Here is a 22,357-nt window from a genome sequence, read left to right as displayed (position 1 = left end):
CTGGCCGGGATGAGACAGGCAGCTTTTGGCGACCGAATAAGAAAGCTGCACAGCGCGGCCCGGCCGGGCGTCGCCATGGCGGACATGGATCCGGCCCAGGTTTATTGTTTGCGTCGGTAAGCCTTTCCAAAGACATAAATGCCATAGCCTTCGCGATGGCGTCGATGACGAACCTTTCGATTCGCTTTTGCGTCCGGCTGCTGCTTGCGCTGGTGGGCGCGGCCGCGCTGATGGGCGCGGCGCCAGCGGGCGCAGCGACGCTTCGCCTCAACCAGTCGATGTGCCATGCGGTCAGCAGTCTCGGGACGAAGGACACCCGCCTGCCCGAGCTCCGCTTTTCCTGCACGGGAGCGCCCACCGGCTATCAGCGTGGCAGCCTGTGGCTCCGCACCGACATGCGCGCCCTGCCCGCCCCGCGCGGCGGTGTCGCGCTGATGGTGCATCATTCGCGCTTCGACCGGCTCGCGGTCGCCTTTTCCTATGCCGACGGCGCGGTACGCTGGCAGCAGGTCCGCCAGGGCGATTATGGATCGCACTGGCGCACAGGGGGACAGGTCGTGTTCGACGCGCCCGAGCGTTCGGCGCCGCTGACCGCGGTGACGATGCGTTTCGACCGCCTCGCCAGCCACGAACTGGTGCGCGCGCACCTGCTGCCCAGCGACGAAAGCAGCATGCAGTCGGCGGGCATGGCGGCGGCGGTCGGCGCGGCGCTGACCCTGCTGCTGGTCAGCGGCATCTACAGCCTTTCGCTCGCGGTCGCGGTGCGCCGCCAATATCTTGCGTGGCAGGCAGCCTGGGCGGCGGCGATGCTGCTCTGGGGCACCTTATGGTCACAGGTCCATTTGGCCTGGCTGCCCTTCATGGCGGGCACGGTTTCGGCCCAGATCTGCACCTTTCTTTCCTGCCTGGCGATTGCGCTGGCCACCGCGAGCGCGGTGACCGCGCTCGACCGGAGCGGGGTGCCGAACGGATGGAGACGCGCGACGCTCGGCCTCGGCCTCTGCGTCGGTCTCGCCGGCATTCCGCTCGCGCTGATGCGGAGCGGCGACATCGGGCTTTGGGCCGAATTGCTGGGCTTCGTGATCCTTGCCGATCTCGCCGCGGTCACGCTCTGCCTGATCGCGGGCTGGCGGCGCGGCTCGGTCGAGGCGCGCGATTTCGCAGCGGCCTGGGGCCTGCCGATGGCGGTGCTCGCCTTCATCAACCTGGTCGATGTCGAGGACGGCCTGTGGGGCGGCGGCTCGAAGCTCCTCATCCTGATCGCCGCGACCTGGCAGGCGCTCTGGCTCTCGGCCGCGGCGACACGTCGGCTCGCGCACTTGCGCATCGAACGCGATCACGCCCGCGTGGCCGAGGCACAGGCACGCGAACTCGCCCGGCGGGACCCGCTGACCGGCCTGCCCAACCGCCGCGGCTTCATCGAAAGCGTGACCCCGCTGCTCGACCGGGCCCGATCGGGCGACCTGCCCGCGGCGCTGCTGCTCGTCGACATCGATCGCTTCAAGTCGATCAACGACGTCTACGGCCATGACGCGGGCGACGCCGTATTGTGCCGGATCGCGCGGCGCATCGCTCGGTGGGAAGGCCCCATCTGCACCGTCGCGCGCCTCGGCGGCGAGGAATTCGGGCTGCTGACGATCGGAATGGACGGCATCGTCCTCGACCGGTTCGCCGAAAGCATCCGGCGCGAAATCGCCGCCTGCGATCATAGCGAGACGATCGGCGACCGCCTCGTCACCGCCAGCATCGGCGTGGCCGAGGTACGGCCAGCGTGCGACTTTCAACGGCTGTACAAGGTCGCCGACGATGCGCTCTACGAGGCGAAGCACGCCGGCCGCAACCAGGTCGCCCTGCAACGCCACGCGGGCCCCGGTGGCCCATCTCCCGACATCCCCGACCGCGAGGCCGCTCTGCTGCGCTGAATCGCGCGTTCAGATGCCGAAGCGGTCGCGATAGAATTGGACGCGCGTCGCGCGCAGCGCCGGCACGCCGAGGTGATCATAGGCGCGCTGCCACGATGCGAATTCCTCGAGGCTCAGATTATAGCGGTCGCACGCTTCATCGACCGTGATCAGCCCGCCTTCGACCGCCGCGACGACCTCTGCCTTGCGGCGGCTGACCCAGCGCCGCGTGTCGCGCTTGGGCAGATCCTTCAGCGTCAGCATTCCGCCCATGGGTCCGATCACCGATACCGGGCGAATATTCTGATTTTCAAGCACTGTGGCACTCCGACATTACGGCTCATCGCCGCGGTGTGCCCCCCTCTTTTCCCGCATGGGCGAGGTGTATCGGATCGTCGTAAAGGAAGGATTAGAAAGTTCGATCGCCCCGCCGCATTAGCGGCACGGCGCGGCGCGGAAGCGCGCTAGCTCGCGAGCAAATCCTTAAGCGGCGTGCCGGTGTCGGCGAGCTGGCCCGGGGTGGCCTGAAGCCCGGCGGTGACGATCATGCGGCCCTGGACATAGTCCTTGGTGGCATTGACGCAGTCGAGCGCGATCACCCTGCCCGCCTTCAGATAGACGATCGAGAAGCTGCGGCTCGCGATGTCGCCGCGCACCACCGTCTGATCATGGCCGGTCGAAAGGCCGGCGGTCTGGAGCTTGAGGTCATACTGGTTCGACCAGAACCAGGGAATCGCATGATAGGGCGCCTCGTCGCCGACGATACCCTTGGCGACGACATTGGCTTGGTCGTTGGCGTTCTGCACCGATTCGAGCCGGATGCACGCGCCTTCGGCAAAGGGGTTTTCGTGCGCCGCACAGTCGCCGATCGCATAGATGTCGGGCAGGCTCGTCTTGCAATGGCGGTCGACGAGGACGCCGTTGCCGCCCTCGGCCCCCGCCGCGATCAGCGGCTCGACGGCCGGGACGATACCGATGCCGACGATGACGAGGTCGGCCGGGATGACCTCGCCGTCCGACAGGCGCACGCCGGTGACATGATCCGCGCCCTCGATCGCCTCGACCGAAACGCCGAGACGCAGGTCGACGCCGTGCTCGCGATGCTCCTTCTCGTAGAAGCGCGACAAATCCTCGCCCGCGACGCGCGCGAGCACGCGGTCGAGCGCTTCCAAGAGCACGACTTTCTTGCCCGCTTTGGTCAGCACCGCCGCCGCCTCGAGCCCGATATAGCCGCCGCCGATGACGACGATCTGCTTCGCGGTTTCGGACGCCGCCTTCATCGCATCGGCATCGGCGCGCGTCCGCACGCCTTGCACACCGGGCAGGTCGCCGCCAGGGATCGGCAGCATCCGCGGGGCTCCGCCGGTGGCCCAGACGAGCTTGCCATAGCCGATCGTCTCGCCGTCGCCGGTCGTGACGCTGTGCGCGGCCGGATCGACGCTGACGACGCGCTTGCCGAGCAGCATCGTCACCTCGCGCTCGTCCCAATATTTGGCGGGGCGCAGCTGGATGCGCTCGAATTCCTTTTCGCCCGCGAAATATTCCTTCGACAGCGGCGGGCGTTCATAGGGCAGTTCGGGCTCGTCGCCGATGATCGCGATGCTGCCTTCGAACTTCTGCGTGCGCAACATCACCGCGACCTGCGCCCCGCCGTGCCCGGCCCCCACGATCACCACGTCGAACTGCATCGCTTCCTCTCTCCGCTACGGCTTTTGCGCTTTTCGCCGGCGTCCCTGACATGGTGAAGGCGGCGAGACAAGAAACATTGCCTATCCGGCCCCAAGGATCAGTTCGTCGCGCAGCGCGATCAGCCCCGCGCCCAAGGCATCGACCTCGGCGTCGCTGCGCGATCCGGCGAAGGTCGACGCCGACAGGCAAAAGCCGGGGGCGATATCGGCGAGCCCCACCGCGACGGTGCAGACGCCGCGGTGCGCATAATCCCGATCGACCGCGAAGCCCTTTTTCGCGGCCTCGCGCACCTGCGCGGCATAGGTTTCGAACGGGAGGTCCGCTTGCCAGCGCACCGGTGCATAGCGGCGCGCCAGTTCGGCCTCGCCGACGCCCTGTGCCGCGGCGATCGCCCTGCCCGCCGCGCCGCCGCCGAGCGGCTGGCGCTGCGCATCGGCGAGGCGCAGCCGCATCCCCGCTTCGCTTTCGGCATGCGCCGCAAGCTGCATGCGGTCGCGCGAGACGATTTTCCAGAGCCCGACCGCGGCTTCCGAGGCCTGGGCGAAGCGCGTCATCAACGGCTGCGCGCGCTCGGCGAGCCGCCGCGTGGTTCCGCCCGTCAGCACGTCCGATCCGGCCCAGACGGGGGCCAGGCGATATTGCTTGCTGCGCGCGTCGCGCTCGACCGCTCCCTCGGCAGCCAAAGTCTTCAGGAGGTTGAGACAACTCGATGGACTGAGTTCCAGCACCCGTCCAATATCGGACAGCGACAGCGGGCTGGTGTCGGCGAGCAGCCGAAGGATGGCGAACGCCTGCGAGACGGAACGAACCGGGCCGGTCATGCCATCGGTCTAGTTTTCATTATTGTGAAAATCAATTCTCAATATTGAAAATAACGCCCGAAGCCGCTAGCCCTCGCCCAATCGAATCGCGCGCGCAGGAAGGGATCGTGAGGATGCAGAACCCCGGCATGGACCAGGAGGTTTTCGACCAGTTCATCGAGCAGCTCGAACGCTATGTGCGCGAGCGGCTGGTCCCCGCCGAGAAGGAGATTGTCGAAACCGACCGCATTCCCGACGATATCCTCGCCGAGATGCGGGACATGGGGCTGTTCGGCCTGACCATCCCCGAAGAATATGGCGGGGCGGGCATGAACGTCAGCCAATATGTCAGGACGATCCACACGATCAGCTATGCGATGCCGGCGTTCCGTTCGATCATCTCGATCAACATCGGCATGTTCGCCTCGGCGCTGAAGAATGGCGGGACCGAGGCGCAGAAGGCCGAATGGCTGCCGCGCGTCGCCGCGGGCGAGATCGCCTGCTTCGGGCTGACCGAGCCGGGGTCGGGGTCGGATTCGGCAGGGCTGCAGACGACCGCCACCCAAACCGACAACGGCTGGGTGCTCAACGGCACCAAGCGCTACATCACCAACGCGCCATTCGCCAAGGTCGGGCTGATCATGGCGCGGACGGCGAAGGAGAATCTCCCCAAGAACGCGCATGTCTCGGCCTTCGTCGTGCCGATGGACGCGCCCGGCGTGTCGATCGGCAAATCGGACAAGAAGATGGGCCAGTCGGGCAGCCATATCGCCGATATCGTCATGGACGACGTGCGCGTTGGCTGCGAGGCCTTGCTCGGCGGCGAACTCGGCAAGGGGTTCGCCTATGCGATGATGAGCCTCGACAACGGTCGCATGTCGGTCGGCGCCGCCGCGACCGCCTACGCGCGGCGCGCGCTCGACAGCGCGATTCGTTATGCGACCGAACGCAAGGCGTTCGGCGAGCCGATCGCCAACTTCCAGCTCATCCAGCAGATGCTCGCGCAGAGCGAGATCGACATCTATGCCGCCGAATGCATGATGGAGGACGTCACCCGCCGTGCCGACGCGGGCGAGAATGTCCTGCGCAAGGCCGCGGCGTTCAAGGTGTTCGCGAGCGAAATGTGCGGCCGCGTCGTCGACGCCTGCGTCCAGGTCTATGGCGGCGCCGGCTATCTCGCCGAATATGACGCCGAGCGTTTCTTCCGCGACGCGCGCATCTATCGCATCTACGAAGGCACGACGCAGATTCTCCAGCTTCAGATCGCCAAGCATATGCTGCGCGAGTTCGCGGCGGCGAACTGATGTACCAGCTCCTGCCTGGCTTGTCGGTAATCGAGGCGTCGTCCTTCGTCGCATCCCCCACCGCCGGGCTCTATCTCGCGCAGTTCGGGGCCGAGGTGATCCGCGTCGACCAGATCGGCGGCGGCCCCGATTTCCGGCGCTGGCCGGTGACCGCGGAGAACGACTCGCTCTATTGGGAAAATCTCAACCGCGCGAAAAAGTCGGTCGCCCTCGATCTCGGCCGCCCCGAGGGGCGTGAGCTGCTGCAGGCGCTGGTCCGCGCGACCGGTCAGTTCGTCACCAACTTCCCCGCCAGCGGCTTCCTGTCGCACGACACGCTCGCCGAAGGCCGCCCCGACCTGATCACCGTGCGCGTGATGGGCTGGGCCGACGGGTCCCCCGCGCTCGACTATACGGTCAACAACAGCGTCGGCTATCCGATGCTCACCGGCGCGGGGCCCGAGCCGGTCAATCACGTCCTCCCCGCGTGGGACCTGCTCACCGGCGCCTATGCCGCCTTCGCGCTGCTCGCCGCGATCCAGCGCCGCACTGCGAGCGGCGAAGGCGGCGAGGTCCGCCTGCCCCTGTCCGACGTCGCGATCGGCACCGTCGCCAATATGGGCGGCATCGCCGAAGTCCTCTACACGGGCGAAAACCGCCCGCGGCTCGGCAACGCGGTCTACGGCCTGTTCGGGCGCGACTTCACGACGCGCGATGGGCGGCGGACGATGATCGTGGTCGTCACGCCGCGCCAGTGGGCGAACCTCGTCGCGGCACTGAACCTCGGCGAGGCCGTCGCGGCGATCGAGTCCGAACGCGGGGTGTCCTTCGCCAGGGACGACGGCCTCCGCTTCACCCACCGCGACGCGCTCTATCCGCTGTTCGAGCAGGCGATCGCGGCACGCGACCATGCCGACCTCGTCGCCGCCTTCGACGCGGGCGGGATCGTCCATTCACCCTATCGCACGATGCTCGACGCCGCGAACGATCCGGCGCTGGTCGGGGACAATCCGATCTTCGGCCCCGCCACCAACCCCAGCGGCTTCGCCTATCCCGCCGCGGGCGCCTTCGCGACCATCCCGCAGATGGAGCGGCAATCGCCTCGGCCTGCCCCGCACAACGGCGCGCATAGCGAAGAGATACTCGCGACCCGCCTTTCGCTTTCCTCGGGCGAGATCGCCCGCCTGATCGATGCCGGCATCGTCGGTGTCGGTTGAGATCACCTTCCCCTTTTCCGTCACCCCGGACTTGATCCGGGGTCCCGCTTCTCACCGTCGCTTAGCGGGACCCCGGATCAAGTCCGGGGTGACGGAGCAGTTGAATGCCCCTGCCCAAATCGGAGACCAGACATGACCCTGCGCCGCGCCGCCATCGTCGCCCCCATCCGCACCGCCGTCGGCAAATTCGGCGGCTCGCTGTCCTCGATGACCGCGGGCGACCTCGGCGCGGTCATCCTGAAGGCGCTCATGGAGCGCACGAAGATCGACCCCGCGCGCGTCGACGACGTCGTCTTTTCGCAGGGCTATGGCAATGGCGAAGCGCCGTGCATCGGTCACTGGTCGTGGCTCGCCGCCGGCCTGCCGCTCGAGGTGCCGGGCTATCAGCTCGACCGCCGCTGCGGCTCGGGCCTGCAGGCGATCGTCAACGCCGCGATGATGGTGCAGACCGGCATGTCCGACATCGTCGTCGCGGGCGGCGTCGAATCGATGTCGAACGTCGAGCATTACAGCACCGACATTCGCAAGGGCGTGCGCGCCGGCAATCTGACGCTCCACGATCGCCTCACGCGCGGCCGCGTGATGTCGCAGCCGGTCGAGCGCTTCGGCGTCATCACGGGGATGATCGAGACCGCCGAAAATCTCGCCAAGGACTACGGCATCAGCCGCGAGGCGTGCGATGCCTATGCCGTGCGCAGCCACCAGCGCGCCGCGGCCGCCTGGGCCAACGGCCTGTTCGACGACGAACTGGTGCCGGTCAGCGTCCCGCAGAAAAAGGGCGACCCGGTCGTCTTCGCGCACGACGAGGGCTATCGCGCCGACGCGAGCATGGAAACGCTCGGCAAGCTGCGCGCGCTCGAAGGCGGCGTCGTGACCGCGGGCAATGCGAGCCAGCAGAATGACGCCGCCGCCGCCTGCCTCGTGGTCGCCGAGGACAAGCTCGAGGAACTCGGGCTCACGCCCATAGCCTGGTATCACAGCTCGGCTGCCGCGGGCTGCGACCCCAGCCGCATGGGCATCGGCCCCGTCCCCGCGGTCGAACGTCTGTTCGCCCGCAACGGCCTCGGCTGGGGCGACATCGACCTCGTCGAGCTCAACGAGGCCTTCGCGCCGCAGGTGCTCGCGGTGCTCAAAGGCTGGGGCTGGTCCGACGACGACAGCCGGAACGATATTTTGAACGTCAACGGCTCGGGCATCTCGCTCGGCCACCCGATCGGTGCGACCGGCGGGCGCATTCTCGCCAATCTGACGCGCGAACTGGTGCGCAGGGATGGCCGCTACGGCCTTGAAACCATGTGCATCGGCGGCGGTCAGGGCATCGCCGCGATCTTCGAGCGCGCCGCCTGAGCATGGACCTTCGCCCGACACTGACGGCGGCGCAGGCCTATCGCGGGGCCGCGCAGGCCGCGCTGGCCGAACGGCTGGCGGCGCGCCCGATCAACAGCGAGCAGCGCGCCGCTCACGGTTTCGCCTGGGTTGCGACGACGGTGGCGGCATTGGAAGCGACGCTCGATTGGCTGGAATCGGGCGACGGCGCGAACCCGCTCGATGCGAAGATCGCCATTCTCGCTTTCGCCGAGGGCATTGGCCAGCTCACCGGCGGCCTGCCGATGGGGCAGAACGAGATATTCCGCCCCGCCGACCTCGGCCTTGCCACCGCCGCGCGGACGCTCGCCGACGCCTGCAACACCATCCTCGACGCCGACCATGCCGCCACCCGCGCCCAAATCGCCGCCGCGCTCGCCGAGGGGGATTGGCCGAGCGAGACACTGCACGACGCCGATCTCGACGCGATCCGCGAACAATATCGCCGCTTCACCGACGCCGCGATCCTGCCCCACGCGCATGGCTGGCATCTCGCCAACGATCTGATCCCCGACGCCACGGTTCAGGCGATGGCGAAGCTCGGGACCTTTGGTGTTTGCATCCCCGAAGAATATGGCGGCCTCGGCCTCGGCAAGCTCGTGATGTGCGTGATCACCGAGGAGCTGTCGCGCGGCTGGATCGGCGCAGGGTCGCTCGGCACTCGCTCGGAGATCGCGGGCGAGCTGATCGCGATGGGCGGCACCGACGCGCAAAAGGCCGAATGGCTGCCGCAGATCGCGAGCGGCGAGATATTGCCCACCGCCGTGTTCACCGAACCCGATGTCGGCTCCGACCTCGGCTCGCTCCAGACCCGCGCCCGGCGCGAAGGCGATCATTGGATGATCGACGGCGCGAAGACCTGGATCACCCATGCGAGCCGTTCCGACCTGATGACGCTGCTCGCGCGCACCGTGCCCGACACGAAGGGCTATGCGGGCCTCTCGATGCTGCTCGTCCCCAAGCCGCGCGGAACCGAGGCCGATCCCTTCCCCGCCAATGGCATGACCGGCAGCGAGATCGAGGTGCTCGGCTATCGCGGGATGCGCGAATATGCGCTGCAGTTCGATGGGCTTATGGCGCCCGCCGAGGCGCTGCTCGGCGGCGAGGAAGGCCAGGGCTTCAAGCAGCTCATGCGCACCTTCGAAGGCGCGCGCATCCAGACCGCCGCGCGCGCGGTCGGCGTCGCCCGCCGCGCGCTCGAGCTCGGGCTGGACTATGCGCTCGCCCGCAAGCAGTTCGGCAAGGCGATCGTCCAGTTCCCGCGCGTGGCCGACAAACTCGCGATGAGCCTCGTCGACTTCGTCACCGCGCGCGAATTGAGCTACGCCGCCGCGCGCGCCAAGGACAGCGGCAAACGTTGTGACATCGAGGCAGGCATGGCGAAGCTGCTCGGCGCCCGCGCCGCCTGGTCGAACGCCGACGCCGCGCTGCAGATCCATGGCGGCAACGGCTATGCACTCGAATATGAGATCAGCCGCGTGCTGTGCGACGCGCGCATCCTCAACATCTTCGAGGGTGCGGCCGAAATCCAGGCGCAGGTGATCGCGCGCGGACTGACGAGCGGGCGTAACTGACCGTCCGCGTCACGGCGGCGGCGGCGCTTCCTCCGGCGGGCGGTTCCCGCCGACCGGCAGGCGCAGGTCGATGCGATTGCCGCCGATCTCTGTCGAGATCACCGCCTCGCCGCCTTCGACGCCGACCTGCGTCTTCTCGCCGATCGGGACCGCGGGAATATCGGGAATGTCGGGCAGATCCTGCGGCTGCACCGGCCCTCGCGGATTGTGCGCCGGGCGCGGCTTCGCCCGCTCGCCCTTCGCATCGACCATGAAGTCGCGCCAGATACGCGCCGGCACGCCGCCGCCCGCGATTCCCGCCAGCGGCGAATTATCGTCGTTGCCGATCCACACGCCGACGACGAGACCGTTCGCGTAGCCGACGAACAGCGCATCGCGATTGTCCTGGCTCGTCCCCGTCTTGCCGAAATTGGGAACCCGCAGCATCGCCGCGCGTCCCGTCCCATGATTGATCGCGCCGCGCAGCAGCTGCTCCATATCCTCATGCTCGCGCGACCCGAAGCTGTCGGGGCCGAAGAAAAGCCGGTCGAACCAGCCCATCTCCTCCGCCTTGAAGGCGCGCGGCACCACCGGATAGCTATCAGCCGCCACCGCCGCATAAGCCGCCGTCAACTCGAGCAGCGTCATGCTCGACGTGCCGAGCGCGAGGCTGGGATCGCCCTCGGGAAGCGGCGCGGTCACGCCGAGGTCGCGCGCCATGGCGATCACCTTGTCGCTGCCGACCTCCTGGAACAATCGCACCGCGGCGACATTGCTCGACGACGCAAAGGCGCGCTCGAGGCTGATCCTGTCCGAATAGGCGCCGCCCGCATTTTTGGGCCGATAGGAGCCGGCCTCGATCGGCCCATTGTCGATCTCGTCGTCGGGCCGCCAGCCCTGACGCAGCGCCGCGAGATAGACGAACAGCTTGAAGGTCGATCCGGGCTGCCGCTGCGCCTGGGTCACGCGGTTGAAGGGCGACGCGGCATAGTTGCGCCCGCCGACCATCGCGACGACCTCGCCATTAGGGCGCATCGCGACCAGCGCGACCTGCGCCTTGCCGAGCCCCGCCCCGCTCACCGCGCGCCGCGCCGCCGCCTGCAACCGCGCATCAAGGGTGGTCTTGATCGTCTGCCGCGCATAGCCGACATCGCTGAGCTTGCGCGCCTCGGGCAATGCCCAGTCGGCGAAATAGGTGCCCGTCGGCAGGTCGCTCTGCGTGCGGACATCGACCCGCGGCGCACGCAGGCCTTTCGCCTCGCGCCCGGTCAAATAGCCCTCGTCGGCCATCGCGCTCAGCACCAGCCGCATCCGCTTTTCGGCAAGGTCGAAATTCCGCGTCGGCGCAAGCCGCGACGGCGCCTTGACCAGCCCCGCGAGCATCGCCGCCTGCGCCGCGGTCAGCTTTTCGGGCTGGCGATCGAAATAATGGAGCGACGCGGCGCGCAATCCATAGGTGTTGTCGCCGAAATAGGCGTTCGACAGATAGCGTTCGAGAATCTCGTCCTTGGTCAGCCAGGCTTCGAGCCAGAAGGCGATCAGCGCCTCGCGCGCCTTACGCCCCAGTGTCTGCTTGGGCGACAGGAAGGTGAATTTGGCGAGCTGCTGGGTGATCGTGCTGCCCCCCTGCGTTCGTCCCGTCGTCAGATTGCTCCACGCCGCACGCGCAATGCTGCGCGGATCGATGCCCCAATGGGTGTAAAAGCGCCGGTCCTCGATCGCGAGGAAGGCGCCCGTCACATGGCGGGGCAGATCCTTCACCCGCACGGGCGCCTCGACGATCGCCCCCATGCGCGCGATCGGCGTGCCGTCGGACGCGAGCAGCGTGATCTGCGGCGGCGCGATCGGTTCGAGCGATTTCGAGAGCGGCGCGGTCAGCGCGAGCCAGCCCACCAGGAGCAGGAACAGCAACAGGAAGGCCGTGAGCCCGCGCAGCGTCCAGCGCAGCCACCGCGGGCGGCGGCGCGCGGGAGCGGAGTCGGCCGGGACCTCGGGAGCGGGCGCGACGGACGGATCCAGCGGCGGAGGCGGAGTGCCGAAACGATGGAACAGGTTCATACCGTCACCGTATTACATCGACAATACAGCGTTGGCAAATGCGGGCTGTCCGTCGTCACTTCGGTTCCCGAGCTGGAGGCAGGCGGAGGCATGACGCTTCTGTAGTGCGATCGCCGCCCCTTGCGAAGCGATGTCCCGCGTTCATCCGATAATCGGAGAGGCACAGCTTGGAGTGATTTCCGCAAAGGACGGGAATGGTGCCCGGGGACGGGGTCGAACCGCCGACACTGCGATTTTCAGTCGCATGCTCTACCAACTGAGCTACCCGGGCACGGGCTCCGCGAGGCCGGTCGGCCTGCTGGCGAGCGGCGGCTATAGGCAGGGCCTTTCGTCCTGTCCAGTGGCTTTCTCGCCCTATTTCGGCGCGTCAGCCCTCGTCGAAACGATCGTCGTCGGCGGTGCCGTCGGGCGGCTGGTCGACGGGCACGCGATAGCCTTCGTCGAACCAGCGATTGAGGTCGCGGTCGCGGCAGCCGCGGCTGCAGAAGGGCTTATATTCCTCCGCCCGCGGCTTGCCGCAAAGCGGACAGCGGCGCGGTTTCGCGGGGGTGTCACTGGGCATGGCCGGCTCCTTTCATGACGGCGTCGGCGGCGATCGCGACCGGGCGGCCGGTGCGCCGGCCGAGTTCGGCGATCCAGCCGGGATGCGCCTCGATATGCTCGGCAACGGCCGGGCGCGCGGTCAGTTGCAACGGGCCGTGGCCGATGGCGCGCTCGGCCTGGCGGAGGAGCAGCGCCGCGTCGGTCGCGACCGCGTCGAATCGCACCTGCTCGACCAGCGACGGCCGCTCGCGGCGGCGGATGATCTGCAAGAAACCGAAGCCGTTGGTCGCGGTGCGCTCGAACGGCTGCGGTAGCGACGCGTCGATCAGCGTATCGATCGCCAGCCGCTCGGCGCGGCCGGGAAGCGAGGGAAAGTCGATGCCGATCGAGCCGCCGATGTCGCAGCAGCGGATGACATGCGCGGCCGCCTCCGCTCCCGCCTTCGCGAGCGCGAAGGCGTCGCCCTCGCCGTCGATGTCGATCAGCAACATCGCGGGCGTCGCGTCGACCCACAGCGCCCCGCCCGCGAAGGGCCAATGGCCGGTGCGGACATGGTCGATCAGCTCGGACCAGCCGGCCTCTTCGAGCAAATCGGGATCGCCCGCGCGCCATTCGGTGACGGGCAAGCCCGTCGTTTCGATCCGCGCGCGCAGATCGGGACCGTCCGACAAGGCGGCCCCCGCTTCGGCGATCCGCGCCCGCGCGGGCTTGTCGCGCCCGCGTTCGCGCAGCGCCATGCGGGTGATCTCGACGGTGAGCCGCGTGCCGGTCGATAGGTCGCGCGGGACGCCCGCGATCGTCGCGACCGGTTCGCCCGGCGCATCGAGCGCGACCTTGCCCGGCTCGGCCAGCCGCGCGCCGAGCACCGCGCCGACGCGCGGGCCTTCGCCTTCGCGCTCGATCCGCGCCTCGACGATGCGCCCGGCCTCGACGAGCGCCGCGCGCGCTTCGCCGATCCCGGCTTCGTAGAGCCACTCAGCCAAGCGGCACGCCGGCGGCGCTCAGCAGCGCGCGGGTTTCGAAGAGCGGCAGGCCGACCACGTTCGAATGGCTCCCCGAAAGGAAGCGGACGAAGGTTTCGGCGCGGCCCTGGATCGCATAGCCGCCCGCCTTGCCCACCCCCTCGCCGCTTTCGACATACCAGTCGATCTCCGCCGCGCTCAGCACCTTGAAGGCGACGATGGTATCGGCGACGCGGACCCGCGGCCTGCCATCCGCATCGACGACGCAGACGCCCGACCAGACATGGTGCCGCCGTCCCGACAGCAGGCCGAGCATGCGGCGCAGATCGGCCTCGTCGACGGGCTTTTCGAGGATGCGGCGACCGACCGCCACCGTCGTGTCGCCCGCGAGGACGACCTCATCCGCCGCGCGCTCGACCGCCAGTGCCTTGCCGAGCGCCAGGCGCGCGACATAGGCGCGCGGAAGCTCGCCCTTCAGCGGGGTCTCGTCGATGTCGGGGGCCGCGATGCGGGCGGGCGTGACGCCGATCCGCGCCAGCAATTCACGCCGGCGCGGCGAGGTCGAGGCGAGCACCAGATGTCGCACGGGGGCGGGCATTTTCGCCGCGCCGCTCACTTGAAGCGATAGGTGATCCGACCCTTGGTCAGGTCATAGGGGGTGAGTTCGACGAGCACTTCGTCGCCCACCAGCACGCGGATGCGGTTCTTGCGCATCTTGCCGGCCGTATGGCCCAGAATCTCGTGGTCATTTTCCAGTTTGACGCGGAACATCGCGTTGGGCAGCAGTTCGACCACCTGGCCGCGCATTTCCAGAAGTTCTTCTTTCGCCATCAATCCTCTATGGGCTCGAAATATCGGGATGCGCGCCCATAACGCCAAATCGGCGCAATGGAAAGCGATCTGTCGCAAAACCGTGTCAGGATACGAGGCGCAGCTTGCGCGCGACCCGCCAGCCGAGCGTTTTCGCCCGGGCATGGTTCGGCCAGCGCGGCGGCATCGCGGGGTTAAACCCCATGCGCCGGAGTGCCGCGTTGGCGGCGTGCGCCTCGGACTCGCGATAGCTCCATTCGCTGCGCCAGGTAATCGACAGCGAGATCGAGGGCGCATCGCCATTGGCGACGAAATGCGGCGCCATCACCGGCATCAGCACCGCATCGCCGGGGGCAAGCGGCACACGCTGCTGCCCGCCCTCGAAATTCTCCTGCCACGGCAGGTTGCGGTGGCCGCCGGTGTGATAACGCTCATGCTCCAGCCGGTGCGCGAAGCGTTCGTCGCCCGCGGGCCAGACGTTCATCACCTTGGTCCCCTGGAGCTGGAGCAGGATGTTGTGCTCGGGATCGAAATGATAGGGGGTGATCGACCCCGGCGACGAGATGAAGACGAAGCCCTGCGGCGTCAGCATCGCGCCGGTGCGCGGCGCGACCACGGGCTCGAGTTCGCCGAGCAGATCGAGGAGCAACTGGCGATAGGCGGGCTCGCTCTCGATATTCTTGAGCACCGCCCAGCTCCGGTTCGTGTCGATGGTGCGGATGGTCTCGCCGATCGACAGGCCGTTCGACGGCACGTCCTCGGGCCGGATGCCGACGGGAAGGTCGCCCGGATTATATTCGACCTGTGCGGGGGGCAGCTGCTCACCGAGATCGGCCAGCGCCGCCAGCGACAGCAAGGGATGGTCGGGCAGCCGGTGGCGGAGCAATCCCGCCTGCAGCGGATAGAGCCGCTCCATCGCATCCAGCGTTTCGGCGGGGAAGACGGGGCGGGTAATGGCTTGATGCGCGGTCATGGCTGGTCCTGGATTTCGGCGGCGGAGGGTGCGGGACGCTTCCAGCGCCGCCACAAGGTTTCGATCCTGCGGAGCGCCGCGAAGCGCATCCGGTCGGCGGTGCCCGACAGCGGGACATTGACCCAGACGAGGCGACGACGCTCGCGCCATACGCTGTCGATCATCGGATGGTCGGGCGCGGCGCAGCTGTCGACCCAGGCGATGCGCGCATCGTCCAGCAGGTCGAGGTTCGCCTGCTGGAGCAGCACGCCGGGCGAGAAACGGGCATAATCCTCGTCGAACGCGGTCTTGAACGAAAAGCCGCCCGGGGGAGACAGGAAATTGACCAGCATCGCGAGCGGGCGGCCATCGAGGTCGAGCGCGCGCAGGTCGAGCTTGCCCGCCTCCGCCGCGCCGCCGAGCACCGCGCGGAACCAGGCTTCGGTGTCGCCATGGCTCGCAAGCGCCGAGCCGGCCCGGCCTTTCCATCCGCGCGCCTCGAGCGCGAGGAAGGCATCGAGCCAAGGGTCGAGAGGCTCGCCCGGCTGCCAGCGGCGAAAGGCGACCACGCCCTGTTCGGCGAGCCGATTGGCCTGCCGGCGGAGTTCCTTGCGCTTCTTGGCGCGCACCGCCGCGTCCCAATAGGCGTCGGGCGACAGATCGCTTTCGAGCAGCGCGCGTTCTTCGCCGTGCACGATCACCGCCTCGCCGCCGCGCGCGCGCGCGACATCGACGAGCGCGCGGTGGAGCGGCCCGTCCTCGGTCAGCCGCGGCAGATGGACGAGCGTGCGCGCCCACGGCGCGGCGTCGCACCAGCCGAGCAGGATCGACCAGAACAGGCTTTCGAACCCCGCACGGACGAGCGGCGCCCCGTGGAAATGATTCGGATGGGCCCAGCCGGTGACATGCCGCAGCGGCAGGCGGCCGTAGCGCGTCGCGGCGGCGAGCGGCATGGCGCCGATCACGGGACCGCCGCTGCCATCGCGGACGATCACCAGCCGCGCGCGCCGATCGGGATCGAGCAAATGCAGCGCCGACTGCAGGCACCAGCGCTCGGTGAACGGATTGGGCTCGCTCGCCTCGGATGCAAGCGCGTCCCAGGCCGCCGCCATCTCGTCCGACAGCGACAGCGGATCGACCACGCGCACCGTCAGCGGTGCGCCACCGGTGGGCACCGGGACGCCGTCGACCGGAAAGGCGGGATGGACCGTCATCGATGGCGAGCGTAGCCGCCAAGGGTTAAGATGAAGTGGCCAGCCTCCGGGGCGCCCCCTATCGACGATGGCTGCGGGGGCAGGTTTGCGGCGGCTTTGGGGTGGGAGCGGACATGGAAAATCCTCCCTGTCGCGCAGCGATGGGGAGGTGGCAGCCCCGCAGGGGCTGACGGAGGGGCCGAGCGCGAAGCGCTCGCTGGCGCTCGCGGCCCCTCCACCATCCTTCGGATGGTCCCCCTCCCCACGGCTGCGCCGCAGGGAGGATCTTATGGCCGCCACCAGCCACTAGGAAACCCCATTCACTCTTCAAAAACGCTCGTCTGCGATCAAATCCCGAACAACTTCGCCAGCGACTTCTCCAGCATGAAATATTGCCAGATCAGCCGCCCATGATCGCGGCGTCCCGACTGGTGCGCGGCGACGATGCGCTCGATTTCGGCCATGTCGAACCAGCCAGAGCGCGCGAGGGTCGACGAGGTGGCGAGCGCGCGGGCCTGTTCGGCGAGCGGCCCGCGGAACCAGTGCGAGACCGGCGTCACGAAGCCCATCTTGGGGCGATAGAGGATGTCGTGCGGCAGATAGCGTTCCATCGCCCGCTTGAGCACCGCCTTCCCCGTCGCGCCCTTGACGCGCATCGACGCGGGCAGGCTGGCGGCGAATTCGACGAGACGATAGTCGAGCAGGGGCTCGCGCGCCTCGAGGCTGACCGCCATGCTCATGCGGTCGGTCTTGGTCAAAATGTCGCCCGGGAGCCAGATCTTGAGGTCGGCATATTGCGCGCGGTCGAGCGCCTCGCGCGACGGCGCCTCGGCCATCGCCCGCCAATAGCGCGTCTCGGCGACATGATCGCCGAGCGCGCGGTGCGCCGCATCGTTGAACAGCCGTGCCCGCTGCGCCGGGCCGGTCACGCCGACCGCCTCGGCATAGCCCTCGGCCCCGGTCTTCGACAGGCTGGCCAGCGTCGCGCGGGCGCGCAGCGGGCGCGGAGCCCAGTCCATCTGCGGCCAGACGCGCGCCAGCGGCCCGATCACGCCCTTGCGCAGAAAGGCGGGGATCAGCCCGCGTAGCCTTTCCTCCTGATGCTGGAAGACGAGCCGGCGATAGCCCGCGAACGCCTCGTCGGCGCCGTCGCCCGACAGCGCGACCGTCACCTCTTCGCGCGCGAGTTCGCAGACGCGGTAGGTAGGGAGCGCGCTCGCATCGGCGAAGGGTTCGTCGAACATGTCGGCGATCCGGTCGACGAGCGCGAAATCGGCCGCCGCGACGGTGCGGGTGCGGTGGTCGGTGGCGAACCGCTCGGCGATTTGCCGCGCGTAAGCGGTCTCGTCGAGCGCCGCCTGATCGAAGCCGATCGTGCAGGTCTTGACCGCCTTGCTGCTTGCTTCGGCCATCAGCGCGACCACCGCGCTCGAATCGACCCCGCCGGAGAGGAAAGCGCCGAGCGGCACGTCGGCGACCATCCGATCGGTCACCGCGGCGCGCATCAGATGGACGAGATGCTCGGCCGCCTCGTCCTCGCTCGCGCGGATGCGCCGCGAAAAATCGGGTGACCACCAGCACGTCGGCGCGGGTAGCGGCTTGCCGCGTTCGAGGAGGAGGAAATGGCCCGCGGGCAATTTCCGTACCCCCGCGACGATGCAATTGTCGTCGGGCACATAGCCGAGCGCCAGAAAATCCTCGACCGCCGACAGATTCGCCTCCTGGCGGAGCAGCGGGTGGCGCAGCAGCCCCTTGAGTTCGGACGCGAAGGCGATCGACCCATCCGAGAGGCGGGCATAATGGAGCGGCTTCACTCCCAGCCGGTCGCGCGCAAGGAACAGGCAGCCGCGGGCGTGATCGTGGAGCGCGAAGGCGAACATGCCGTTGAGATGCGACAGGCAATCGGGGCCCCATTGCCGCCACGCCGCGATGATCACCTCGGTATCGCCGCTGGTGCGGAAGCGGTGCCCGCGATCCTCGAGTTCGGCGCGCAACTCGCGGAAATTATAGATCTCCCCGTTGTAGGTCAGCGTCACCGTCTCGTCGTCGCTCGCCATCGGCTGCGGACTGCCCGCGATGTCGATGATCGAGAGGCGAAGGTGGGCGAGGCCCACCCCCGGCGCGGTCCATTCGCCCGATCCGTCGGGTCCGCGATGGCTCATGGGATGCAGCATCGCACGCAGCCGCGCCGGATCGACCGGCTTCGCCGTTTCCAGATGATAGAGGCCCGCGATCCCGCACATGCGCGCGATGCCTAGCGCAGTTTTAGTGCGCGGTCAGCCATCAGCTGCGCCCCGCCCGACGCGGCGACGAAATCGGCGATCGCGCGGGCGCCGCCCTCGCCTTCCTCGCTCGACACGATCAGCGACAGCGCGCGCGGATCGCCGCCGAAAAGGCGCGCTTTCAACCCCGCGAACTTCGCCGCGCGCGCGCTGCCCGTCGCGTGGCCATCGACGACATACCAGGTCGCGGCGTCGCGCAGCACCGGCCCCCGATGCAGCAGCCGCTCGGTTTTCGCCCCGTCTATCGCCGGCAGCGACGCGCTCCACGCCCATGGGCCGTCGGGATCGACCGCGCCCTGCCCGAAGGCGGCGACCTCGCGCCCTTCAGCCTGCCGCTCGTAACCGCCGACCGCCACGGTGACGTGGCGGCCGCGGGCATCGGCGAAATGGCGGACGAGCCGCTGGTCGGCGCCATCGAAGCGCGGAGCCCAGGCGATGCCCTGCGGCGCGGCAAGGGTCCAGCCCGAGGGTGCCGCCACCGCCATCGTCGAAGGAAGCGGCGCCGTGCGTGCACCGGCGAGCGCGCCCCAGACCGCGAAGAGCAGCGGGATTGCAAGCGCCGCGGGCAGCACCGCCTTCGCGGGGCCGGCGAGGCGCGGCAGGCCGTCCAGTCCGCCGACGTCGACCGCCGCATCGTTCGCGGGCCGGTCGAACCAGCGCCGCGCGACGAGCATTACCGCGAGGATGACGAGCCCGAAGAAAATCCAGCCGTAGAAGACATGGTCGATCCCGCCCGCCGCCTCGACCCCCCAGATCTCGGCGGCGACCATCGTGCCATAGGCGCGCAGCGCGTTGGCGATGATCGTCGTCGCGAGCGCGAGCGCTACAAAGAGGATGCGCCGCGTCCAGCTGCGGAAACAGAGGTGCGCCGCGAACACCGCATAGGCGAGCATCGCGATCAGGAAATTGACCCCCGAGCACGCCTCGGCGACCTCGAAGAAACCCGCGCGCGTCGTGATGAACACCCCCTCCATCTCGGCCGACAGGCCCGACAGGTGGAGCAGCACGACCGAGATATGCGCGGTCAGCGTCTGGAGCAGCGGCACCAGCTCCTCGCCGAAGGGCACGAGGAGCAGCGCATAGGCGAGCGGGAAAAGCAGCGCGCGCGCCAGCTTCGCGCCGAGCGTCACCGCGACCGCGCCCTGCAGCATCAGCACCAGCCCGAGCTGGCGGAACAGGCCGACCCCTGCCGCCTCGCCGACCAGCCACACGACGCCGGCCCCCGCCATCCACGCGAGCGCGAGCCACCAGAAGGCAGGCGTCAGGGGCTTGAGCAGCGGCGCACGCTGCGCCACCAGCCAGCCGATCATCGGCACCATCAGCAGGCAATGGGTGAAGGTCGAACTCGCCCACCAGATGCCCGCCATGTCGGCAACATCATGGCGAAAGAGGAGAAGGATCGCCGCGGACAGCGCGGTCAACGCCGCGAGATGCCGCTGCCAGAGCGACCAGCCCTGCGGGCGTGAAAGCGCGCGGGCGGTCACGCCGCCAGCCCCAGCAGCTGCCCGAGCGGCGCGAGCCGTGCCTCCCAGCCGTAGCGCGCGATCATCCGCTCGCGCGCCGCGGCGCCCATGCGTGCCGCCGTTGCTGGATCATCGAACAGCTCGCACACCGCCCTCGCCATCGCCTCGGCATCGTCGGCGACGAGCAGATGCTCGCCCGCCTCCGCGTCGATTCCGGTCGCGGCGGCGCGGCTCGCGACCACAGGCCGCGCCATCGCCATCGCCTCGAGCAGCTTGTTCTGCACTCCGCGCGCGAGCAGCAGCGGCGCGACCACCGCGTCGGCGGCCGCGAGCCACGGCCGCACATCGGGAACCTGACCGGTGACGAGCACCCCCGGCCGCTCTTCGAGCGCGCGCACGTCGACGGTCGGCGCGCGGCCGACGATCGCGAAGCGCGCCTGCGGGTGGCGCTTGCGGATCAGCGGCAGGATGTCGTCCGCGAACCAGCGCACCGCGTCGATGTTGGGGCGATAGTCCATCTGGCCGGTGAAGACCGCGAGCGGCCCCTCGCCCTCGCCCACCGTCGCCAGCGGCTGCGCGGGGTCGAAGCGGGCGGTGTCGATGCCATTCTCGACCGCGCGCACCTGCGCGGCTCCGAGCCCGCTCCGATCGCGAAACAGCGCCGCCTCGGCCTCGCTGACGAACAGGCTGGCATCGACCGCCCGCGCGACCTCGGCCTCGAACGCGCCGAGCTTGGCAGCCTCGCGCGCATGAACCCAGCGCATCGGCTGCCCCCGATCCTGTTCGGCATAGGTGGCGAATTTGGCCGAATCGACGTCGACGAAATCCATGATCACCGGGCCGTCGAAACGCGCGGGCAGATATTGCGCCATCTGGCCCGAGAAGGCCACGATATGGGTGATCGCCCTGCTCGCGAGCAACTTATCGACATGCTCCGACAAGGCCGCGCTGCGAAACAGCCGGTTCGACACGGGCTCGCCACGCAGCACCGCCTGCGCAAGCGCGAGCGGCCGCGACACCTTGCGCACTTCGATTGCCAGGCTTTTGCAAAGGCGCGCCATTTTCGCGCGCGCGAGCGCGGCCTCGGCGGCATTGTCGGCGAGCGCCGCGACATGGACGGGGGCGAGCCGGGCGAGCGCCTCGAACATGTGCCAGCTGCGGATGCGGTCGCCGCGATCGGGCGGCCACGGCGCGCGGTGCACCAAAAACAATATCTCGGCCATCAGCCGAGCCCGCGCGCGATCAGCGGCCCAATGCGGTTCGCCGCCCACAGCGGCAGCTTCTTCCACAGATCGACCTGCAACCGGTATTTGGCGCTGTTCGGGTTGGTGTCGCGCGGCTGCTCGCCCGGCGCGAGCCAGCGCGCATAGACGAGCGGCTCGGGCTCGAACCCCCAGTTCTTCTTGTAGGCGAACGGGCCCGTCCCGACCTTCGAGCGCCCGAAGTCGAAGCGGGTGCCGCCGCGCTCGCGGGCGTGGCGCATCAGCGCGAAATACATCAGCTCGTTGGCGCGCAGCCGCCGCGCGTCGAAGGTGCCGCCGCCCCAATAGGGCATTACCGTGCCGCGCCAGTGGAGACTGAGGACGCTCGCTATCGGCCGGCGGCCGTCGCGCACGGTCAATATGTCGGCATCGTCGCCGAATGCGTCGAGGATGGCATCGAACAAGGCTCGCGGAAAGACGGGCGTGCCGAGGTTGCGGACGCTCTCCGCATAGACGCGATAATGATCGCGGCGCTCGGCGGAATCGCGGCCGGTGGTGACGCGGAGATCGCTGACGAGGGCCTTGCGCACCTCGGCGCGCTGCTTGCGCGGGATGGCGAGCAGTTCGGCCTCTTCATCGGCGGCGAGGTCGCGCGCGAAGCCCGCGTAGACGCCCTCCTCGCTGGCCCAGCCGGTGCCTTCGGGCAGCGGGCCGCCGCGCAGCTCGACCGAGGGAACGCCGAGCGATTTGGCGATGTCCGCCGCGCCCCCGGCGAGCGTAGCGGCGATGGCTGGATCGTCGGCGAGGATACCGCCGCCGACCGCGAAGCCGCTGCCGACCAGCGCCTGCCCGAACAGCGGCGAGCGAACATGGTGGAGCGGCAGCAGACCGGTCAGCGTCCCCGCCGCATCGCGCGCGGTGACGATATGACAGCGATGCCCGGTCGCGCGCGTGATCGCCTCGCACCAGGTGCGGCTGTGAAAGGGCGTCGCGCCGGGATGCGCCGCGACATAGGCGTCCCATTCGGCCGCATCGCCGAGCGGCGCGGCGGACACATCGCCCCCTGCCAAAGGATGCGCGGGCG

Annotated in this window: 19 protein-coding genes and 1 tRNA gene; 5 read left to right on the top strand and 15 right to left on the bottom strand. The window is 68.9% G+C overall.

Translation table 11 applies throughout. The features are described from left to right. The first annotated feature begins 164 nt into the window (after window positions 1-164). Window positions 165-1,922, top strand: a complete 1,758-nt coding sequence (locus CD928_RS11610) for a GGDEF domain-containing protein (RefSeq protein WP_255247124.1) — start codon at window positions 165-167, stop codon at window positions 1,920-1,922. A gap of 9 nt (window positions 1,923-1,931) precedes the next feature. Here CD928_RS11610 and CD928_RS11605 read toward each other — a convergent pair whose 3' ends face one another. The 3 genes from CD928_RS11605 to CD928_RS11595 form a co-directional block, all read right to left on the bottom strand. Next, window positions 1,932-2,219: a DUF1153 domain-containing protein gene (locus CD928_RS11605; protein ID WP_095387198.1), complete on the bottom strand. Its 288-nt coding sequence runs from the start codon at window positions 2,217-2,219 to the stop codon at window positions 1,932-1,934. A 146-nt stretch (window positions 2,220-2,365) separates the two neighbouring features. Continuing rightward, a complete protein-coding gene (locus tag CD928_RS11600; RefSeq protein WP_095387197.1) occupies window positions 2,366-3,589 on the bottom strand; it encodes an NAD(P)/FAD-dependent oxidoreductase in 1,224 nt (407 codons plus the stop codon). Window positions 3,590-3,670: 81 nt separating this feature from the next. Next, a complete protein-coding gene (locus CD928_RS11595) occupies window positions 3,671-4,411 on the bottom strand; it encodes a helix-turn-helix domain-containing protein (protein WP_095387196.1) in 741 nt (246 codons plus the stop codon). Window positions 4,412-4,524: 113 nt separating this feature from the next. Between CD928_RS11595 and CD928_RS11590 the strand changes: the two genes are divergently transcribed. From CD928_RS11590 to CD928_RS11575, 4 genes are all read left to right on the top strand, one after another. Beyond that, a complete protein-coding gene (locus tag CD928_RS11590) occupies window positions 4,525-5,694 on the top strand; it encodes an acyl-CoA dehydrogenase family protein (protein WP_095387195.1) in 1,170 nt (389 codons plus the stop codon). Continuing rightward, window positions 5,694-6,890 carry a CoA transferase gene (locus tag CD928_RS11585; RefSeq protein ID WP_095387194.1) on the top strand — a complete coding sequence of 399 codons (1,197 nt, stop codon included), beginning with the start codon at window positions 5,694-5,696 and terminating at the stop codon, window positions 6,888-6,890. Before CD928_RS11590 ends, CD928_RS11585 begins: the two co-directional genes overlap by 1 nt. Window positions 6,891-7,022: 132 nt before the next feature. Next, window positions 7,023-8,237 carry an acetyl-CoA C-acetyltransferase gene (locus CD928_RS11580; RefSeq protein WP_095387193.1) on the top strand — a complete coding sequence of 405 codons (1,215 nt, stop codon included), beginning with the start codon at window positions 7,023-7,025 and terminating at the stop codon, window positions 8,235-8,237. 2 nt (window positions 8,238-8,239) lie between these two features. Continuing rightward, complete coding sequence (locus CD928_RS11575) at window positions 8,240-9,829, top strand: acyl-CoA dehydrogenase family protein (protein ID WP_095387192.1); 1,590 nt, start codon at window positions 8,240-8,242, stop codon at window positions 9,827-9,829. Between the two features lie 9 nt (window positions 9,830-9,838). Here CD928_RS11575 and CD928_RS11570 read toward each other — a convergent pair whose 3' ends face one another. From CD928_RS11570 to CD928_RS11515, 12 genes are all read right to left on the bottom strand, one after another. Then, complete coding sequence (locus tag CD928_RS11570; protein ID WP_095387191.1) at window positions 9,839-11,866, bottom strand: transglycosylase domain-containing protein; 2,028 nt, start codon at window positions 11,864-11,866, stop codon at window positions 9,839-9,841. Window positions 11,867-12,061: 195 nt separating this feature from the next. After that, a tRNA-Phe gene (locus CD928_RS11565) sits at window positions 12,062-12,137 on the bottom strand. Window positions 12,138-12,233: 96 nt separating this feature from the next. After that, window positions 12,234-12,428, bottom strand: coding sequence for a DNA gyrase inhibitor YacG (locus CD928_RS11560; RefSeq protein ID WP_095387190.1), 195 nt, complete (start codon window positions 12,426-12,428; stop codon window positions 12,234-12,236). Beyond that, entirely contained in the window at window positions 12,418-13,392 is a 975-nt protein-coding gene (locus tag CD928_RS11555; protein WP_095387189.1) for a ribonuclease, read from the bottom strand. Before CD928_RS11555 ends, CD928_RS11560 begins: the two co-directional genes overlap by 11 nt. After that, a complete protein-coding gene (locus tag CD928_RS11550; RefSeq protein ID WP_095387412.1) occupies window positions 13,385-13,969 on the bottom strand; it encodes a nucleoside triphosphate pyrophosphatase in 585 nt (194 codons plus the stop codon). The genes CD928_RS11555 and CD928_RS11550 overlap by 8 nt, the downstream gene beginning before the upstream one ends. A 14-nt stretch (window positions 13,970-13,983) precedes the next feature. Next, complete coding sequence (gene infA, locus CD928_RS11545; protein ID WP_010162480.1) at window positions 13,984-14,202, bottom strand: translation initiation factor IF-1; 219 nt, start codon at window positions 14,200-14,202, stop codon at window positions 13,984-13,986. Window positions 14,203-14,287: 85 nt separating this feature from the next. Then, a complete protein-coding gene (locus CD928_RS11540) occupies window positions 14,288-15,154 on the bottom strand; it encodes a transcriptional regulator (RefSeq protein WP_095387188.1) in 867 nt (288 codons plus the stop codon). Continuing rightward, on the bottom strand, window positions 15,151-16,347 hold the full coding sequence (locus tag CD928_RS11535) for a GNAT family N-acetyltransferase (RefSeq protein WP_095387187.1): 1,197 nt from the start codon (window positions 16,345-16,347) through the stop codon (window positions 15,151-15,153). Before CD928_RS11535 ends, CD928_RS11540 begins: the two co-directional genes overlap by 4 nt. 326 nt (window positions 16,348-16,673) lie before the next feature. Beyond that, window positions 16,674-18,569 (bottom strand): XrtA/PEP-CTERM system amidotransferase, encoded by a 1,896-nt coding sequence (locus CD928_RS11530; protein WP_095387186.1) that lies wholly within the window; start codon window positions 18,567-18,569, stop codon window positions 16,674-16,676. Window positions 18,570-18,580: 11 nt separating this feature from the next. Next, window positions 18,581-20,092, bottom strand: coding sequence for an exosortase A (gene xrtA, locus CD928_RS11525; RefSeq protein ID WP_095387185.1), 1,512 nt, complete (start codon window positions 20,090-20,092; stop codon window positions 18,581-18,583). Further along, entirely contained in the window at window positions 20,089-21,294 is a 1,206-nt protein-coding gene (locus CD928_RS11520) for a TIGR03087 family PEP-CTERM/XrtA system glycosyltransferase (protein WP_095387184.1), read from the bottom strand. Before CD928_RS11520 ends, xrtA begins: the two co-directional genes overlap by 4 nt. Next, a complete protein-coding gene (locus CD928_RS11515; RefSeq protein WP_255247123.1) occupies window positions 21,294-22,328 on the bottom strand; it encodes a FemAB family XrtA/PEP-CTERM system-associated protein in 1,035 nt (344 codons plus the stop codon). Before CD928_RS11515 ends, CD928_RS11520 begins: the two co-directional genes overlap by 1 nt. Window positions 22,329-22,357: the final 29 nt, after the last annotated feature.

The organism is Sphingopyxis sp. GW247-27LB (assembly GCF_002277025.1).
Taxonomy (GTDB): Bacteria; Pseudomonadota; Alphaproteobacteria; order Sphingomonadales; family Sphingomonadaceae; genus Sphingopyxis.
Note: the sequence above shows the minus strand (reverse complement) of the source record. Positions and strands in the feature narration are given on the sequence as shown.

Excerpts from the sequence above, each read along its gene's own strand:
- CD928_RS11540 (WP_095387188.1), bottom strand. The coding sequence starts at position 15,154 with ATGACCGCGCATCAAGCCATTACCCGCCCCGTCTTCCCCGCCGAAACG.
- CD928_RS11590 (WP_095387195.1), top strand. The coding sequence starts at position 4,525 with ATGCAGAACCCCGGCATGGACCAGGAGGTTTTCGACCAGTTCATCGAG.
- CD928_RS11530 (WP_095387186.1), bottom strand. The coding sequence starts at position 18,569 with ATGTGCGGGATCGCGGGCCTCTATCATCTGGAAACGGCGAAGCCGGTC.
- CD928_RS11520 (WP_095387184.1), bottom strand. The coding sequence starts at position 21,294 with ATGGCCGAGATATTGTTTTTGGTGCACCGCGCGCCGTGGCCGCCCGAT.
- CD928_RS11585 (WP_095387194.1), top strand. The coding sequence starts at position 5,694 with ATGTACCAGCTCCTGCCTGGCTTGTCGGTAATCGAGGCGTCGTCCTTC.
- CD928_RS11560 (WP_095387190.1), bottom strand. The coding sequence starts at position 12,428 with ATGCCCAGTGACACCCCCGCGAAACCGCGCCGCTGTCCGCTTTGCGGC.
- CD928_RS11610 (WP_255247124.1), top strand. The coding sequence starts at position 165 with ATGACGAACCTTTCGATTCGCTTTTGCGTCCGGCTGCTGCTTGCGCTG.
- CD928_RS11535 (WP_095387187.1), bottom strand. The coding sequence starts at position 16,347 with ATGACGGTCCATCCCGCCTTTCCGGTCGACGGCGTCCCGGTGCCCACC.
- infA (WP_010162480.1), bottom strand. The coding sequence starts at position 14,202 with ATGGCGAAAGAAGAACTTCTGGAAATGCGCGGCCAGGTGGTCGAACTG.
- CD928_RS11595 (WP_095387196.1), bottom strand. The coding sequence starts at position 4,411 with ATGACCGGCCCGGTTCGTTCCGTCTCGCAGGCGTTCGCCATCCTTCGG.
- CD928_RS11580 (WP_095387193.1), top strand. The coding sequence starts at position 7,023 with ATGACCCTGCGCCGCGCCGCCATCGTCGCCCCCATCCGCACCGCCGTC.
- CD928_RS11600 (WP_095387197.1), bottom strand. The coding sequence starts at position 3,589 with ATGCAGTTCGACGTGGTGATCGTGGGGGCCGGGCACGGCGGGGCGCAG.
- CD928_RS11550 (WP_095387412.1), bottom strand. The coding sequence starts at position 13,969 with ATGCCCGCCCCCGTGCGACATCTGGTGCTCGCCTCGACCTCGCCGCGC.
- CD928_RS11575 (WP_095387192.1), top strand. The coding sequence starts at position 8,240 with ATGGACCTTCGCCCGACACTGACGGCGGCGCAGGCCTATCGCGGGGCC.
- CD928_RS11570 (WP_095387191.1), bottom strand. The coding sequence starts at position 11,866 with ATGAACCTGTTCCATCGTTTCGGCACTCCGCCTCCGCCGCTGGATCCG.